This is a genomic window from Sphingomonas bacterium, from assembly GCF_903643035.1.
Taxonomy (GTDB): domain Bacteria; phylum Pseudomonadota; class Alphaproteobacteria; order Sphingomonadales; family Sphingomonadaceae; genus Sphingomonas.
In genome coordinates this window covers 1-14623 of the sequence record NZ_CAHJWW010000046.1, presented here as the reverse complement: position 1 = coordinate 14623, position 14623 = coordinate 1, and the positions used below count along the sequence as shown (strand labels likewise).

Here is a 14623-nt window from a genome sequence, read left to right as displayed (position 1 = left end):
AGGCGGTCAACGCCGGCGCCACCGAAGAGACGGGCTTTGCCCACTTCGCGGAGCCGGGCTTGGAGGGCCGCGAGGCCGACCGGACCACGGTGCGGCGCGCACGGCCGTAGCCGGTCCGGCTGCCGATGCCGGCGCCGATCACCGCCGGCGGAACGAGGCAGGCGGCTTCGACCGCGAATACGGCGACCGAAGCGCGCGCCGCGACGCTCGCGGCTTGGGCGCGGGCGACGAACACCGACTGGTCGTCGACAACGATCGCCGCGGCGCCCGCGCCAAGCCGGTGGACGAGCCCCTTCTCACGCTTGTCCGCGCGATCGACGTACTGAACGCAGGCGAGACCGCGCGCGTCGGCGTCGCGCTTGAGGTCGCGGCTCGCGCCGAGGATGAAGCGGTGCAGCCGGTCGGACGCATAGGGATAGTCCTCGCGGACGCCGTGATAGACCAGCACCGGCAGCCCGAGCGCATTGCCGAGCCGGATGGCTGCGTCGACCACCGGGTTGTCGTCGGCGCGCAACGCCTGCTGCAGCCAGCAGAGGACATAGCCGCCTTCGCCGACCGCGCGATCATTCAGCCGTCGCGCTCGCGGCGCCTCGCGCCATTTGGCCAGCGCCGCCGGCAACCCGCCGCTCACCACCCCGCACTCCCCGGCGCGCCCTTGAACGGTCCGCCAAGGTCGGCGGTGATCCAGCCGCCGTAGAAGCCTCCGGCCTGAGGACGTACGACCTCGCCGTCGACGGTGCAGCGATCAAGCGACGCGGCGTAGAAGGCGACGTGGTCGACCATCCCGGCGAAGGCGGCGGTCGGTGTCGGATAGCTCCACGCGACGTCGTGCAGCACCTCGCCGCCGACGGCGAGGTGCCAGTAGACGGCGACGCCCTTCCACTCGCAAAACGATCGTTGCTCGTACGGCAGCAGCGCGCCTGTGGCGATGCTCCCCGGCGGCAGATACCAGCCCGCCGGGTGGCTGATCTCGAGAACGCGGAACGCAACGCGAGTGTCGGCAACGACCGTGCCGCGATGCTCGATGCGGACATGCCGCCCGTTCGGCTGCGCGATCGCCGGGCGCGGGTAGTCCCAGACGCTCTCCTCGCCGGGCCGGATCGGATCGGGATGAATCGCATGCACCGCCCGCTCATAAACATGGTCGGGGCGCGATGCGCCGGGCGTGTCGTCACAGCGGGCCTCTTTTCGCGCCGCTCAGCAGTCGCCTTGTGGTATTCGAGGCAGCCGTCCTGGCGAGGTGAACGAGCGTCTGATTTCGGAACTCTGCGGGAGTGACGCGAACGGCCGGAATTGGGGTCCCCGCCGACTCGAACCTGCCGGTGTGCTCCCGCTCAACTTTGACACTTGATGTAGGCTTTGGGTCACCTATCCGCGCCTGCGCCGCTGACACCTGCACGCTTGGATGCGAACCATGATCCATGGCGGTGCGTTGCTTGTCGGCGAAACGGAAGACGCGGAGCGGAGCAAGTATGAAGACGGTGACGTTGCGGGGCGGGGACACCGTTCCCGCCCTCGGCCAAGGCACGTGGAAGATGGCCGAGCGTGTGGGCCAGCGGGCTGAGGAGGTGGCGGCACTGCGCGCTGGCGTCGACCTCGGCATGACGCTCATCGACACCGCCGAGATGTACGCCGACGGTGCGGCCGAAACGCTCGTCGGCGAGGCGGTCGCGGGCATCCGCGATCAGGTGTTTCTGATCAGCAAGGCCTATCCGCAAAACGCGTCGCGCGACCGCCTGCGACGGGCCTGCGAGGCCAGTCTCAAGCGGCTGGCGACCGACCGGATCGACCTCTACCTGCTTCACTGGCGCGGCTCGGTGCCGCTCGCAGAGACGGTCGAAGCGATGGGACGGCTGCAGACTTCGGGACACATCCGCCATTGGGGGGTCAGCAACCTCGACACCGACGACATGGCCGAGCTCGTCGCTGCCGGCGGAACCAGCTGTGCGGCCGACCAGATCCTCTACAACCTCACCCGCCGCGGCCCCGAGCTCGACTTGCTGCCGTGGCTAGCAGAACGCGGGATGGCGACGATGGCGTACAGCCCGGTCGAGCAGGGCCGGCTTGTCCGAGACGAACGCCTCGCCGCGATCGCAACGCAGTGCGGAGTAGCCCCGGCGCAGGTCGCACTCGCCTGGACGCTGCGTCGCGACGGGATAATCGCGATCCCCAAGGCCGGGTCGGTGGCACATGTCCGCGAGAACCGGGCGGCGGCCGACCTCGTCCTCGCTGACGAAGACCTCGCCGATCTCGAGGTCGCCTTCCCGCCGCCGCGTGGACGGCGCACGCTCGAGATGCTGTGAGCGAACTACTGGAGGGCTTGAGCTGGTCGCCGGCCCCGCGACCGGATCCCGATGGTTCAACGGTCTTGGATACCGAGGACCGCTTGAAGTGCATCAGATTACACGCGGCAAGGGCCGCAAGCTGCTCCTCGTTCACGGTCTCGGCGGAAGCTGGCAATCGTGGAGCACGATCCTCGATCCGCTCAGCACGAGCCGGACCGTAATCGCCATCGATCTCCCCGGGCATGGGGCGACGCCAGCCGAACGCGATAGCGGGACCTTTGATGGCTTGGTCGGGAGCGTCGAACGCTACATCGCCGACAATGGCCTGACGGGGATCGACGTCGTCGGCAGCTCGATGGGCGCGCGCATCGTTCTCGAACTTGCTCGACGAGGTAGCGTCGGCAATGTCGTCGCACTCGACCCGGGCGGATTTTGGCGCGGCTGGGAGCGGACCTTCTTCAAGATCACCATCGGCCTTTCCGGGCGCCTGCTGCGGGCGATCCGACCCGCCTTGCCGACGCTGAGCCGGAACGTCGCATCGCGCACGGCGCTGCTCGCGCAGCTATCGGCGCGCCCTTGGGCGCTCGATCCGCAGACCATAGCAACCGAACTGACCGGGCTTAGCACCACGCCGACGTTCGATGCGCTGGTCGCCGATCTGGCCGCTGGGCCCGAGCAGAGCGGTCCTGCTGCTGCGTCGACCGGGCGCATCGTGATCGGTTGGGGTCGACACGACCATCTATGCCTGCCGCGGCAGGCGACCCGTGCCATGGCCGCTTTCTCCTCGGCCGACCTGCATTGGTTCAAATCCAGCGGCCATTTCCCCGCGTGGGACATGCCCGACGAAACCGTCGCCGTTATTCTTGCGGCCACCAGTTAGTGGAAATCCCGACCACTGCGATCGGCTCAGTCTTGCCAACGAAGTAGCTGAACCAGCGTCCGGCTTTGGGAGCGGACAAAACGGCGCTGAACGACCGCGAATGGGGTGTGCGCTACAGCATACCCGGTCGATCTCCGAGGTTTGTCAGATAGGGCTGTGGCGGACACACCGCGCGCAGTCTTCGTAGCGCTCGGTGCGCGACAAACATCGGTCATTGCGGCTTTCAGCCCACCGTCGGCGTTCCGAGCAAGGGGATCGGATTACTGATCTAGCCTCGTGCCGCCAGCCACGCCAATACTTGCGCGAAGGCTTCGGGCTGGAGACGTAGCCGGATGTGTTGGCCCGCGCGGGTGCGCTCGACGAGTCCCGCCACCCCGAGGATCTTGAGATGGTGCGACACTGCGGGCGGGGAGATCGGAAACGGTCGCGACAATTCGCCGATGGTAGCGTCGCCGTCGGACAGGCGCTCGAGCACCGCCCGACGCGTGGGATCGGCGAGAGCGGCGAAGATCAAATCGAGACTGGCCATAGCGCGCTCTACCTTTCTGGTGACGGCCCATGCGACCTTGGGTCGACAGGACGGGCCGGAAGCGGGGGTGTGCTGCTTCCAGACCAGTTATCGATCGGCTGGCGGGCGTGCAGGCGAAGAGATCGCATCGGCTGTCGCCAGCTCGACGATGGGGAGCCGCGCCGTCGTCGAGTAGCGGCTCGCCAGGCTCGACCACGATGGTGCATCGCTGAGGTTGCGTTCAGATGACGACTTGGCGATCGCCCCGATCTCGCTGCGCGCGTCCGAGGCTGGAGACAGGCTCGGCGCGAGTTGCGTAGCGGCTGAAGCGGACAATGCGATCGCGGGAGGACAGGGCGGCGGCGCGGGAGCGACCGCGATCGCCGGCACCGCGACGACGGGCGGGACACCATGATCAAGCCGCCGAGCGGCGTGATGCAGGACGTGCGCCACGGCATATCGTGCCGGCGGGCTGACCGCCAAGATAGCCGGCGGGGCCGCGATCGTCGGACAGACGCACATGGCGAGGAGTTTGGCTCTGATCATGATCGGATACCTACCGCAGGGAGCGAAGAACGATGCTGGTCGCGGCGTGCCATCGCACCGACGAAACCGAAGCCGACGACGAGGAATGCCCAAGCTGCCGGTTCGGGCGCGCCGCTGACGGGTGTCGGCGCGGACGGCGAGTTGCCACCCGGCATGACCGGCGCGTGGCCGGGCGGCGGCAAAGGTAAATCGCCGCCGCCGGTTGTAGCACCGATCGGCGCTTCGGTGCTCGATCCGGGCAAATTGCCGAGCGGGCCACTGCCACCGGGCGTATTGCCAGCGGAGCCACCGACGCCAAGGCCACCGCTCGCCGGCACACCACCGCCGCCGCTGCCGCTGCCACCACCGCCGCCGCTGCCACCGTCAAAGCCACCACCACCGCCGCCGCCGCCGCCGCCAAAAGAAGTCCCTCCCGAGGGCGCGGAAGTAAGCGCAAGTCCCCCACCCCCGATCGAGCTCCCACCGGTTATCGGTAAGCCGCCATTACCACCGCCAGCAGATGGTGAGCATGGAAGCAACGACCGCGCCGCCGGTGGCGACGGCGTCGCCACGACACCAGACTTTTCCATTGGTACGCCATGGTCGAGCTTGGCCGCGGCGCGGTGCATGAGATGAGCCACGGCGTGACGCAGTGGCGCATGAGCCGCAATGATCGTCGGCGGCGCGGCGAGCGCCGGGCAAACGCACATAGCGAGGAGCTTGGCTTTGATCACGACGGACTCGTTCAAGATGGAGGGCGGGAATTGAGGCGATTCAGGTCGTCAATTAGGCAGCGACCCTTATTAGAGTGCCGCGCCATCCGCGGTTGGCGGCACCAACGAGCACGAACCCGGCGAGCATCTTCGCCCAGCTCGCCGGCTCGGGGACGCCGCCGACGTTGGTGATCTGCGCTTTGATGGCCATTTACGCATCCTAGATAGAGGTTAACGGTTCGTTAAGGCTCTACTAAGGTGTGCGTTCTGCCGGGACAAGCAAAAAGTTAGTTAATAGTTATGGCCATCCGTCCCTCGAGATGCACCGATGATCGCGTACGTCATTTATGCCGGCTAATCGTTTGCTGCACTGCCTGGGTCAGACCATCTGATGTCGACCGCCTTTCAGGGCGGTAGAGGGATCACCCGCCACAACATCGAAATTAGCAACCGTGTCCTGCGGGTAACGTTCACGCCAGGTTCCCCGACGAGACCGGCACCGTGAAGCCTTCGCCCAACTCCTCGATGTGATCCTCGATGATATTGCGCCAGACGCCGAGGCGCTCGGCTGTGCAGCCGAACTCGCGCAGACTCGAGTTATCGCCAGAAAGGACACAAACGCCGATCGCCAGCTCGCCATTTTCGGCGAAGCGCGGAAAGGCGGTGCGCGAGCTAAGGAAGCGCTCGCAGCGGTGGTTGACTGGATGGCGGATGCCATGGCGGGAAAGACGCTTCCCGGACCTGTACGCTCCAGCTGACGATAGGTCTCGCTGCGGTCGCCAACGGTGCAGCCGACTGCCTGTAACGGAACCTCGTGACAGCGACTAAGGCAAAGACAATCAGGCCTGCGGTAAGGGAATCCCGCTATTTACCTTGCTGGTCGTAGTCTTCAAAGACCTCACGGTAGTTTTGTATTCTCGTGGTTCTCAGAGCGTGAACACCCGCAGCTTGCACGGCGCGGCGCCACAGCGCAATTTCCTGCTCGCTCAACGCATACTTCTCAATCGCTTGTCGGACGGTCAGCTCTTCAGACCCAAGCTGTCGTAAGATTTCAGCCTTCCGGCTCGCAGTCCATCTCATGATTAAATCAACTACATACTAAATTATGATCAGCAACATAGGATAAGAAGCGGATTGTCAAATTTCTGTTAACAAATGTCTGTTTATAACCTGTTAAGTACGATATTTGTCGGTGGTCGTTAGGCTCGGCGTAACGTGCGCAAGCGTCGACCAAGCGTTATGGCGAGGCTTGTCGTCTAGATCGCCAAAGGATTAAAGTGCGATTAAGAATGCGTGCGGAGCGCCCATGACCGATCGTAACGCTTATCAACCTGTTTCGGGTGAAGAACTACAGGAAGCCCTTCGTCTCGCGATATCCGCCACGCAAACCAGTGAAGTCGCGTCGCTGGCATCCAGCTCCGGCAAGACGAAGCATAGTCATCCTGCCGGCGGCGGGGTGACCAACTTCCAGGACGACCCTTCGAGCCGCGGTCTGGCCGTCGTGGACGCGGCCTTCGGAAACAAGGGGCCCGCGATTATCGCCCGCCTAATCGCTCTACAGGGCGTACACGGTGACCGGTCGTTGGCAGAGATTGTCGATGATCCGACAGCGTCGAGGAGCGCAGGTCTGGCCAACGTCATTTTCGACGTCGCGGCTGCTATCAGTTTTACGCAAAATGGCCGATTCGACAGCGACGACTTCTGGCGGCGAGTTCGAACTGCCGCTACCGGTGGTCAGTTAGGTAAGTGCGAAGGCTCGGCCTGAATGTCTATTGCTACGCGATGGTATATTTATTGCATCGGTGGTCGGCGTCGCGAGGTCTGTGGGATGAAAGAGCGTTCGCCCTCCTTTCGACAGCTGGGGTCACCTCTAAGGGGCGGGAAGCCCCCCCAGACTCCCCAACCCGCTAGATCAGCCTTCAGCCGATTCAGCCTGCCGATGGCAAGCACCAGCACCAAGTCGGCGATCGTCACCGTCGCAGCCTCGTAGGTGTCATCCGCATCACCTCCGTTTAGGCAGCAGGATTGCGCTGCGGCGCATGCGACGTCGCAGCGCAACGCCCGCCGGCGATCTACAGCATCGCGGGTACAGCCGGGAGCGGCGTGGTCGCAAAAGGGAATGAAGTTTGAGCGCTGCTCGGTTCTTCTGCCACTGAGGTTTGTGGACGCGAGCGAGCACATCGTGGCCAGTGAACGGATGGCGGTAAATTAGAGACGGCGTAGCTCCTCGACTGTCTGATTTTAAGGTTTCATCGACGTGGGTGCATAAGGCCGGCCCTAGCGAAGAGCGCGCGCTCGCACTCTGCTCGCATTGGGAATGATCGCACGAAAAATCATTTTCCTACACGAAACAAAACGGGAACAGTGCGTCTGCAAGGAGTCGCATATGATCACCATTGATGGAACGTTTCTCGCTGGCCTCGCAGCGGTAATCACCAGCCTCTCGGGCCTCGTCTGGGCAATACGCCGCCGGCGCTGACGATCAGTGCATGGCACCGCCGTCATCGGGTCAGGCAGGGCTACTCGCGACCTGAAGGAGTCGCGCTAGTGTCTGTGCGTCGGACGTTTCGCCGGGCATCCGCGACGCGCGGATGATCGACCATTACGCAGTCGGCAGGGCGACACTGCGTTGGATGATTCCCGAGTTGCGTGCCCGCTGCGCAGCGCGAGCGTTCGCGGCGCGACGAGCATCGCGGGGCTCGTTGTGTATGCGGGGCCGACCGGGCATCAGCGGATCGCCCATAGCAGGCGGGACGGCCGTCGCCGAACGCGCGACATCCCGAATCCAACGCTTGGCAGCATCAGTAATCCCCTAACCGGCCGGCAGTTTACGCGCGCCTCGCGGTGTAGGAAAGAACGTCTTTGGGGTCGATGTTTGTCAATAATGCGATTGATTGCGTCGTTCGCACGGCGATGATGAAGGAGGGCACCATGTTTGGTCGGCAAGAGTGACCGCTCTCACTGACTGGGAACTCTGGGCGTGCGCGCGCCAGGAGATCGCGCAGCACGGCGACGACGCTGCGACACACGCCGCACTGCGGTGCGACGCGCTCCTAGCAGAAAACGATCGAGCGGGTCACCGAGCTTGGCTCGCAATCCTTGACCGGATCAGCCAACTGACCGGCGTTCGTGACGGCGAGATCCGCCACTAATGCCGCTAGCGACCATAGCGTGACGAGCGTGCTGGTGGTCGATGGCCACCGGTTCGCCATACGTCGACGAGGGTGGTCGCTGGCGGCTCGACGTGCGCGACAGTCGCACTGCGGCGAGGTTTGCCGGGCTTCGCGTCGCCCTAACCGGCTGACGCGTCGATTTGTTCTATCAGAAATTGGAGCGATCACAACCTTGTGACCGCCCTTAATTGGGCGAGCCGCAATGTATCTTCTACGTCTGCGAGGAGATACCGGGACTCTCGATTAGTTGACGCGGACCAAAAAAGGCAGAACGTAAAGTCGCCAAATCTTCATCCGCATGGGTTAGTTTGGGGTCAGTCTCAAAACCGGCTGACTGTTTCGACGAGGTGCCCGATGGTTCAAGACAACTTAGCCGCTGCAGTCGCGAGGCGACGGAACTGCGCCATCTACACCCGCAAGAGCGTCGACGCGGGTCTCGAGCGCGAGTTCAATACGCTCGAGAGCCAGCGCGAGATGTGCGCTAACTACATTCGGTCGAACTGTTGCGATGGTTGGTTTGAGCTCCCGACGGCCTACGACGACGGCGGCTACTCGGGCGGCACGCTGGCGCGGCCGGCGCTCCAGCGCCTGATAGCCGACATCGAGCAGGGTCTGATCGATGTCGTCGTCATCTACAAGATCGACCGGCTGACGCGAAGCCTTGCCGATTTCGTCCGGCTGATCGAGCTCTTCGACCGGTATCAGGTGACTTTTGTCAGCGTCACACAGGCGTTTGACACCGCCGACAGCATGGGTCGACTGGTCCTCAACATCCTGCTGACGTTTGCACAGTTTGAGCGCGAAATGCACAGCGACCGCGTCCGCGACAAGATTGCGGCGATGAAGCGCCGCGGGCACTGGACCGGTGGTCCGCCGCCGTTTGGCTACGATGTCGTCGACGGCAAGCTGGTAATCAATGTGGTCGAGGCGGCGACGGTTCTCGCCATGTTTGAACGTTACGTCGAGCTCGGCTGTTACAAACAGCTGGTAGCTGAGCTGCAGGCCGCGGGATTAAAGTCCAAGGAGTGGACGACGCGCCAAGGGGTCGTTGCTGGCGGAGGACCAGTAAGCCGCGGCATGATCTGGGGCATGCTTGCAAGCCGCTGGTATGTCGGCGACGTACCGCATCTCCGGGATTCGTTTCCTGGGATCCACCAGGCCGTCGTGCCACGCGAACTGTGGGACCGGGCGCAGGCGATCCGCGAGGATAGACGAACCGTCAAGCCGATCCCCGAACCCTCGCCCAACGTCCTGCTCGGTTTGCTTCACGACGGTGACGGTCGCCGGATGGTTATCGACTGCAGTGCCAAGAAGGGGACCAACTACCGATACTATGTCTCAGCCCAGTCGCGACGCGCGGCGCGTCACGGCTTGAAGCGGCTTCGGGTCAGCGCAGGTCCGCTCGAGGCCCTCGTCGTAAGCGGTCTACAGACATTGCTTAGTGATCACTCCGCGCTGACCGCAGCCGTAGCGACTCTTGGCCGGTGGAACGGCGACATCGAGGCGCAGATCGATGCCGGTCCCGTCGCTGCGCGGCGACTTGGCGGACTGGATGAACGCCGGCTCCGGCTAGGGCTCGAGGCCCTTTTGGCTCGTGTCGAAGTGTCGCGTGACGATGTTAAGATGATGGTTAGGACGTCCGAGCTGGTGCGCTTCCTCGGTTGGTCCGGGTCGAGCATTTTCCGGCGTGGGCCGCGAATCCCCGGTGAGCTGGTCGACCGGATACATATAGTGACGATGCCGTCGGCGGGAACGCGGATCGAACGCCGCTTCTCCCTGCCGATCGCGGCCGCCAATGCTGACCGGAACAGTCGACCGCTTCCAGGGCTGATCGACCTGCTCAAGTCGGCTCACCGGGCTCAGGCCGCGGTGTTCGCCGACCGCGGCGCCTCCCCGGCGGAGCTCGCCCGGAGGTTCAATCGCACGCCATCGTATTTCGCACGCCTGCTGCGACTCAACTATCTCGCGCCTGATATCGCAACTGCGATATTCGACGGATGCCAGCCTAACGGTCTGACGCGGCGGCGGTTGATCTTCGCCGACCTGCCAACAGACTGGCGACAACAACGCATCCTCTTCGGCTTCCACGAACAACCGACATCGCAATCAAATGAGGAGCGGTACTAGGCGCAATGCCGAAGATTGAGCGAACTAACGTCACGCCGTGCCGCGGCTGTGCAAAGCCACCGGACAACTCGCGAACTGACGGGCAGCAGCGAGCTGGCAGCGGTCAGCCTGTTTCGCTGCACAATCGCCAGGAACGAGCGGCTGGTTTGGAGAAGCGTGGTAGATGGACGGGGGATGACGAAATTTGAGATCGTCAGACGACTTCCATAAGCTGGGACGGGTACGAGCCGATCAGCCCGATCGCATCGTCCATGGGCGCAGTCAACCATCGGTCATGGTCCTCTCGCATCAGGATCACAGGCATCGCCTTCGGGTGCTTTGGCGCAACCAGCGGATTGGCCTCGGTCGTGCAGAACGCAAAGACCCGGTCGTGATCCTGATCGATCTTCCACACGCCAACGAAGCACGGCGCCGTCTGATCGGACACGGTGAACCACCAATTCGTGTCGCCCGAAGACGTCCGATCGGCGGCTGCTTTTGGCTCGGCGAACCGTTCGAACGGGACGAGACAGCGGTGCTCCGGCTTGAGCAGCCATGGTCGCCACATGTTGTTCGTCAGGTTGCGGCAGTTGGTCCACCAGTCGTGACGGAACGGCATCTCGCCCTCGCGCGCAGGCCGCTTTCGGGGTTTGCGCGTAGGAAATCCCCACTTCATCGTGCTGAGGACCCGACGACCGTCATCGACGCGGACGATGTAGCCGGGTTTGCCCGGCGCGGCGTAGTCCTTGGTTACCTCGAATTCGTTGCCTAGGTCGTCGACCGCGGCGAGCGCCTCGAGGTATTCCCGGCGGCCGACCTTGAGATTGTAGAGATTGCACATTGCCGGCGATCCGATCACGACCGGTAACGCGAGACAACCCTCTTCCACTCATGTGCGCTCGGGTAGGGCGGCTGTTCGCCCTCGGGCTGCTCGCGCGTGACGACGAACGTTGGACGCACGATTCGACCAGCCCGGCGACATGCCTCACAGCAGAGTCGCTCAATGGCACGCGGCAGGTCGTCGTCCCACCCACGTCGCACGAACAGCCACCAGAACGGGATAGCATCAAATCGGCGGACACGACGACACGCCGGACAGGTCAGGCGGATGGTCCGGCGATGCAGCGCGCACTGCTCGAGCGTCCTTAGCCGCCGCCCAACGTGATCGACGGCGTCGTTGGTTGACGCCGACGTGATGCCCGTACCGGCGCCGGCATCGTGCCCCTCAGTCCTCATGCCGCCCGGCCAGCTTGAGCTGCCGGACGATACCGTTGAACGCCGCCGTGGTGCCCTGCGCGCGGCCGATCTCGTTGGCCTGCCCCGCGGCGTCCCAAAACAGCTCGAGCGGCCAGCGCTCGGGGCAACGCGTGACCACCGCGGTCAGCGCGGCGTGGTCACGACCGTAGGTCTCGTAGATCCACTGGATAATCTCCTCGCGCCGCTCGTGCTCGAAGTCGACGTCGATGTCGGGTGGCTCCTTGCGTTCGCCCGAGACGAAGCGCTCGAACAAGAGCTCGTGCTTGATCGGGTCGATGCTGGTGACGCCGAGCACGAAGCAGACGCAGCTGTTGGCAGCCGAGCCACGCCCCTGACAGAGGATGCCCCGCCGGCGGCTCTCTGCGACGATGCGGTTGACCGTCAGGAAGTACGGCGCGTAGCCAAGGTCGCCGATCAGCGTCAGCTCGTGGGCGATCTGCGCCTGGTACGGTAGCGGCACGCCCTCGGGGAACATTGCCTCCGCCGCCTCGCAGGTCAGTCGCTCGAGCGCGCCCTGCGCGGTCAGGCCGGCGACGACCTCCTCGTGCGGGTACTGGTAGCTGAGCTCGCCGAGGTCGAACGTGCACGCACGGGCGATGTCGGCGGTGGCGGCGGTCGCGTCGGGGAAGGCCGCGAACCGGCGTGCCATCTCTTCCGGTGACTTGAGATGCCGATCGGCATGACGCTCGCGGCGGAACCCGAGGGTGTCGACGGTACACTTCTCGCGGATGGCGGTGACGACGTCCTGGAGGAGGCGCGCCTCGGAGGCGTGGTAGAGGATGTCGCCGGTCGCCACCGCGCGGACACCGGCCGTAGCCGCCTGATCGGCAAGTTGATGCAGACGCAAGACGTCATCAGGGCGGCGCCAGAACGTTAACGCGCAGTGCGCGCGTCGACCGAACGCCTCGCGCAGATCGGCGAGATGACACGCCGTAGCCTCGCCGGGCTGGTCGGGGAGCAGGATCGCGATCAGCCCCTCGGTATGCGCCGCAACGTCGGACCAGCCCAGCGTGCACCCGCCTTTGCCGGCGCGCGACTTGCCGAGGGTGAGGAGACGGCTCAATCGCGACCACGCCGGCCGGTCGGTCGGGTAGAGGAGCAGGCCGCGGCCGTCATCGAGGACGATACGCGTGCCGGCGATCAATCGAACGCCGGTGGTCTTGGCCGCCTCCCACGCGCGAACCACGCCGGCGACCGAGCCGAGGTCGGCGATGCCGAGCGCGGGGTAGCCGAGGACGGCGGCGGCGGCGAACAGCTCGTCGGGCGACGACGCGCCGCGCAGGAACGAGAAGTGGCTGGTGACGTGGAGCTCGACATAGCCGGTCACCCGAACAGCCCGTGCATGTACCAGGACAGATCGCCCGTGGCCGGGTCGACGCCGTCGCCGCGGCGGAAGAGCCAGAACCGCGCGCCGCGGTCGTCCTCGACGCGGTAATAGTCGCGCACCGCGTCGACCTCGGCGTCGCGCCGCCACCACTCGCCGTGAACGCGCTCGGGCCCGTCGCCGGCGACGACCGCGTGTGCCCTCCCCCGCCACGCGAACCGCCGCGGTGGATGGTCAGGCAGCAGCGCGACAACGTTGGTCAGCACCTCGGGTCGCCGCAGCAGCCGGACCGGCCGTTTCCACGCCGGCCACGCGCCGCCGGCCTCGAGCACGCCAACGCGGATCACGGCCCTCTCAGGGACGTCGCTTTCGACCGGACGGGCGCGGAACAGCGCCGTCTCGCCCACCCGGCCGGCAAGTCGGTCGACGGTGACCGCGATGTCGGGCGTCGAATCGCCGGAAGCCAGAACGGATGCCATGGCGGTGGCCCTGAGCGGTTCGGCGCGGGTCCCGGTCAGCCGCACGATCTCGATCCCCAGACCGGGATCGATGCGCTCGATCCGCTGGCACAGCATGCGAGTGAGGTGGGCACTGTCGCGCGTCGCGCGCGACATGCCGATCGTCTGCCGCTGGTCGATGCCGTCGACGCGGGTGGCGACAAATTCGACCGCCCTCGCCCCGAGACCGCGCTGGCAGAGCACGTCGACGAGGTCGCTGACGACGTCGCCGATGACGGTGGCGATGGCCTCGGCGGTGCCGATCGGCTCGAGCAGGCGGCGCTCGGCAGCCGGCGGCTCGAACGGAACGATGGCCACGATCGGTTCCACGACGCGGCCCAGCGCCTGGTCAAGCCGCTCGACGGTCGCCAGGCCGAGTCGGCGCGCCAGTGGCGCGCGCGGCATCGGCAGCAGATCGCCAATGCGGTCGAGACCGAACCGGGCCGCGGCGACGATGGCCTCGGGCGTGAGCCGGAGCGCCACGACCGGGAGCGACGCGATGGCGGCGGTCCCGTCGCCGGGCGGCAAGACGGTCACCGGGCCGGGATAATGCCGCGCGGCCGCATGCGCCGCGCCGAGCGTATCGGCGACGGCGATGCGCGCGGTCAGGCCGAGGCGGCGGCAGAACGCCACCACGCGGCGGCAGAACCGAGCCTCGCCGCCGAACAGGTGCGCCGCACCGGTCAGGTCGAGATGGAGCCCATCGGCGGCGGCCGCGGCACCGGGCGTCCAATGGCGGACGGCATGGAGCGCGAGCCGGTCGAGCGCGGTACCATCGGCTTCCGGATCGGCCGGTCGCACGTCGAGGTCGGGGACGAGCGCGCGCGCCTGGGTCGCGGCCATGCCTGGCGTGAGGCCGAGCGCCCGAGCCGCCGGGCATACGGCGGTCACGACCTGCCGCTGGCCGACGGTGGTGACGAGGATGAGCGGTGCGGCAGGCTCGTGCGGCGACGTTCGTAGCGCCGGGGCGATGGACGTGCCGGTACCGTCCTCGCGTCTCTTGAACGGGTGCGCCGCTGCCTCGGACCGCCGGCCGAGCTCGCGGCCGGGCGGGCGCTGGTGGAGTGGCAACGCGGCGATCTGCCCGGCAGTCTCCTCGCGCCCATCCGACCAGCGTGCGCCCGGACGCCAGCCACCATCCCGCGGTACCGAGGAGGTGCCCGGGTCGTCGTCGACCGGGAGGCTGATGACCGCGCGCTCAGGCAGCGCGGGCGATCGCTCTTTCCGGCGCAGCCGCTCGATCGCGAGCTGCGGCAGGAAGAGCGAGGCGACCCTGGTCATCGCAGGCCTCGACAATGAGGGAGAAGGGCTCGCCGCCGCGCTGGCGGACGAGATCCACGGTCCATTGTGCCCGG

General features: G+C 65.8%; 14 protein-coding genes and 1 pseudogene. 6 read left to right on the top strand and 9 right to left on the bottom strand.

Annotated features, from left to right (window positions below):
- A partial coding sequence (locus HUV01_RS04825; RefSeq protein ID WP_254606385.1) for a deoxyribodipyrimidine photo-lyase occupies positions 1–631 on the bottom strand: 631 nt, incomplete at its 3' end.
- The gene (locus tag HUV01_RS04820; RefSeq protein ID WP_174297177.1) at positions 628–1116 is read right to left on the bottom strand and encodes a DUF427 domain-containing protein; all 489 of its coding nucleotides are present in this window, start codon (positions 1114–1116) and stop codon (positions 628–630) included. The genes HUV01_RS04820 and HUV01_RS04825, both read right to left, overlap by 4 nt.
- A gap of 356 nt (positions 1117–1472) precedes the next feature.
- On the opposite strand from HUV01_RS04820, the gene HUV01_RS04815 reads away from it, so the two are divergent.
- The gene (locus HUV01_RS04815; RefSeq protein WP_174297174.1) at positions 1473–2303 is read left to right on the top strand and encodes an aldo/keto reductase; all 831 of its coding nucleotides are present in this window, start codon (positions 1473–1475) and stop codon (positions 2301–2303) included.
- Complete coding sequence (locus HUV01_RS04810; RefSeq protein ID WP_254606384.1) at positions 2275–3165, top strand: alpha/beta fold hydrolase; 891 nt, start codon at positions 2275–2277, stop codon at positions 3163–3165. The genes HUV01_RS04815 and HUV01_RS04810 overlap by 29 nt, the downstream gene beginning before the upstream one ends.
- 268 nt (positions 3166–3433) lie before the next feature.
- Here the strand turns inward: HUV01_RS04810 and HUV01_RS04805 are convergent, their stop codons facing one another.
- A complete protein-coding gene (locus HUV01_RS04805; protein WP_174297173.1) occupies positions 3434–3694 on the bottom strand; it encodes an ArsR/SmtB family transcription factor in 261 nt (86 codons plus the stop codon).
- A gap of 232 nt (positions 3695–3926) precedes the next feature.
- Between HUV01_RS04805 and HUV01_RS04800 the strand changes: the two genes are divergently transcribed.
- Positions 3927–4088: a hypothetical protein gene (locus tag HUV01_RS04800; RefSeq protein WP_174297172.1), complete on the top strand. Its 162-nt coding sequence runs from the start codon at positions 3927–3929 to the stop codon at positions 4086–4088.
- Positions 4089–4215: 127 nt separating this feature from the next.
- On the opposite strand, the gene HUV01_RS15435 is transcribed toward HUV01_RS04800, so the two are convergent.
- Positions 4216–4374, bottom strand: a complete 159-nt coding sequence (locus HUV01_RS15435; RefSeq protein WP_368039992.1) for a PEPxxWA-CTERM sorting domain-containing protein — start codon at positions 4372–4374, stop codon at positions 4216–4218.
- Positions 4375–4984: 610 nt separating this feature from the next.
- Positions 4985–5122 carry a PEPxxWA-CTERM sorting domain-containing protein gene (locus tag HUV01_RS04790; RefSeq protein ID WP_174297170.1) on the bottom strand — a complete coding sequence of 46 codons (138 nt, stop codon included), beginning with the start codon at positions 5120–5122 and terminating at the stop codon, positions 4985–4987.
- 316 nt (positions 5123–5438) lie between these two features.
- Between HUV01_RS04790 and HUV01_RS04785 the strand changes: the two genes are divergently transcribed.
- Positions 5439–5669: a hypothetical protein gene (locus HUV01_RS04785; protein ID WP_174297169.1), complete on the top strand. Its 231-nt coding sequence runs from the start codon at positions 5439–5441 to the stop codon at positions 5667–5669.
- Positions 5670–5775: 106 nt separating this feature from the next.
- Here the strand turns inward: HUV01_RS04785 and HUV01_RS15430 are convergent, their stop codons facing one another.
- Entirely contained in the window at positions 5776–5991 is a 216-nt protein-coding gene (locus HUV01_RS15430; RefSeq protein ID WP_174297168.1) for a DUF1153 domain-containing protein, read from the bottom strand.
- A gap of 226 nt (positions 5992–6217) precedes the next feature.
- Between HUV01_RS15430 and HUV01_RS04775 the strand changes: the two genes are divergently transcribed.
- Positions 6218–6676 (top strand): hypothetical protein, encoded by a 459-nt coding sequence (locus tag HUV01_RS04775; RefSeq protein ID WP_174297167.1) that lies wholly within the window; start codon positions 6218–6220, stop codon positions 6674–6676.
- 1762 nt (positions 6677–8438) lie between these two features.
- Positions 8439–10211 carry a recombinase family protein gene (locus HUV01_RS04770; RefSeq protein ID WP_174297166.1) on the top strand — a complete coding sequence of 591 codons (1773 nt, stop codon included), beginning with the start codon at positions 8439–8441 and terminating at the stop codon, positions 10209–10211.
- A gap of 193 nt (positions 10212–10404) precedes the next feature.
- On the opposite strand, the gene HUV01_RS04765 is transcribed toward HUV01_RS04770, so the two are convergent.
- The 3 genes and pseudogenes from HUV01_RS04765 to HUV01_RS04755 form a co-directional block, all read right to left on the bottom strand.
- On the bottom strand, positions 10405–11031 hold the full coding sequence (locus HUV01_RS04765) for an SOS response-associated peptidase family protein (RefSeq protein ID WP_174297165.1): 627 nt from the start codon (positions 11029–11031) through the stop codon (positions 10405–10407).
- Between the two features lie 420 nt (positions 11032–11451).
- A pseudogene (locus HUV01_RS04760) lies at positions 11452–12774 on the bottom strand (PHP domain-containing protein); the annotation flags it as partial.
- A complete protein-coding gene (locus HUV01_RS04755; RefSeq protein WP_254606386.1) occupies positions 12771–14339 on the bottom strand; it encodes a Y-family DNA polymerase in 1569 nt (522 codons plus the stop codon). The gene HUV01_RS04755 and the pseudogene HUV01_RS04760, both read right to left, overlap by 4 nt.
- Positions 14340–14623 lie beyond the last annotated feature (284 nt).

Coding starts and splice junctions, on each gene's coding strand:
- HUV01_RS15435 (WP_368039992.1), bottom strand. CDS start 4,374: ATGCCGGGTGGCAACTCGCCGTCCGCGCCGACACCCGTCAGCGGCGCG.
- HUV01_RS04790 (WP_174297170.1), bottom strand. CDS start 5,122: ATGGCCATCAAAGCGCAGATCACCAACGTCGGCGGCGTCCCCGAGCCG.
- HUV01_RS04770 (WP_174297166.1), top strand. CDS start 8,439: ATGGTTCAAGACAACTTAGCCGCTGCAGTCGCGAGGCGACGGAACTGC.
- HUV01_RS04775 (WP_174297167.1), top strand. CDS start 6,218: ATGACCGATCGTAACGCTTATCAACCTGTTTCGGGTGAAGAACTACAG.
- HUV01_RS04815 (WP_174297174.1), top strand. CDS start 1,473: ATGAAGACGGTGACGTTGCGGGGCGGGGACACCGTTCCCGCCCTCGGC.
- HUV01_RS04765 (WP_174297165.1), bottom strand. CDS start 11,031: ATGTGCAATCTCTACAATCTCAAGGTCGGCCGCCGGGAATACCTCGAG.
- HUV01_RS04805 (WP_174297173.1), bottom strand. CDS start 3,694: ATGGCCAGTCTCGATTTGATCTTCGCCGCTCTCGCCGATCCCACGCGT.
- HUV01_RS15430 (WP_174297168.1), bottom strand. CDS start 5,991: ATGAGATGGACTGCGAGCCGGAAGGCTGAAATCTTACGACAGCTTGGG.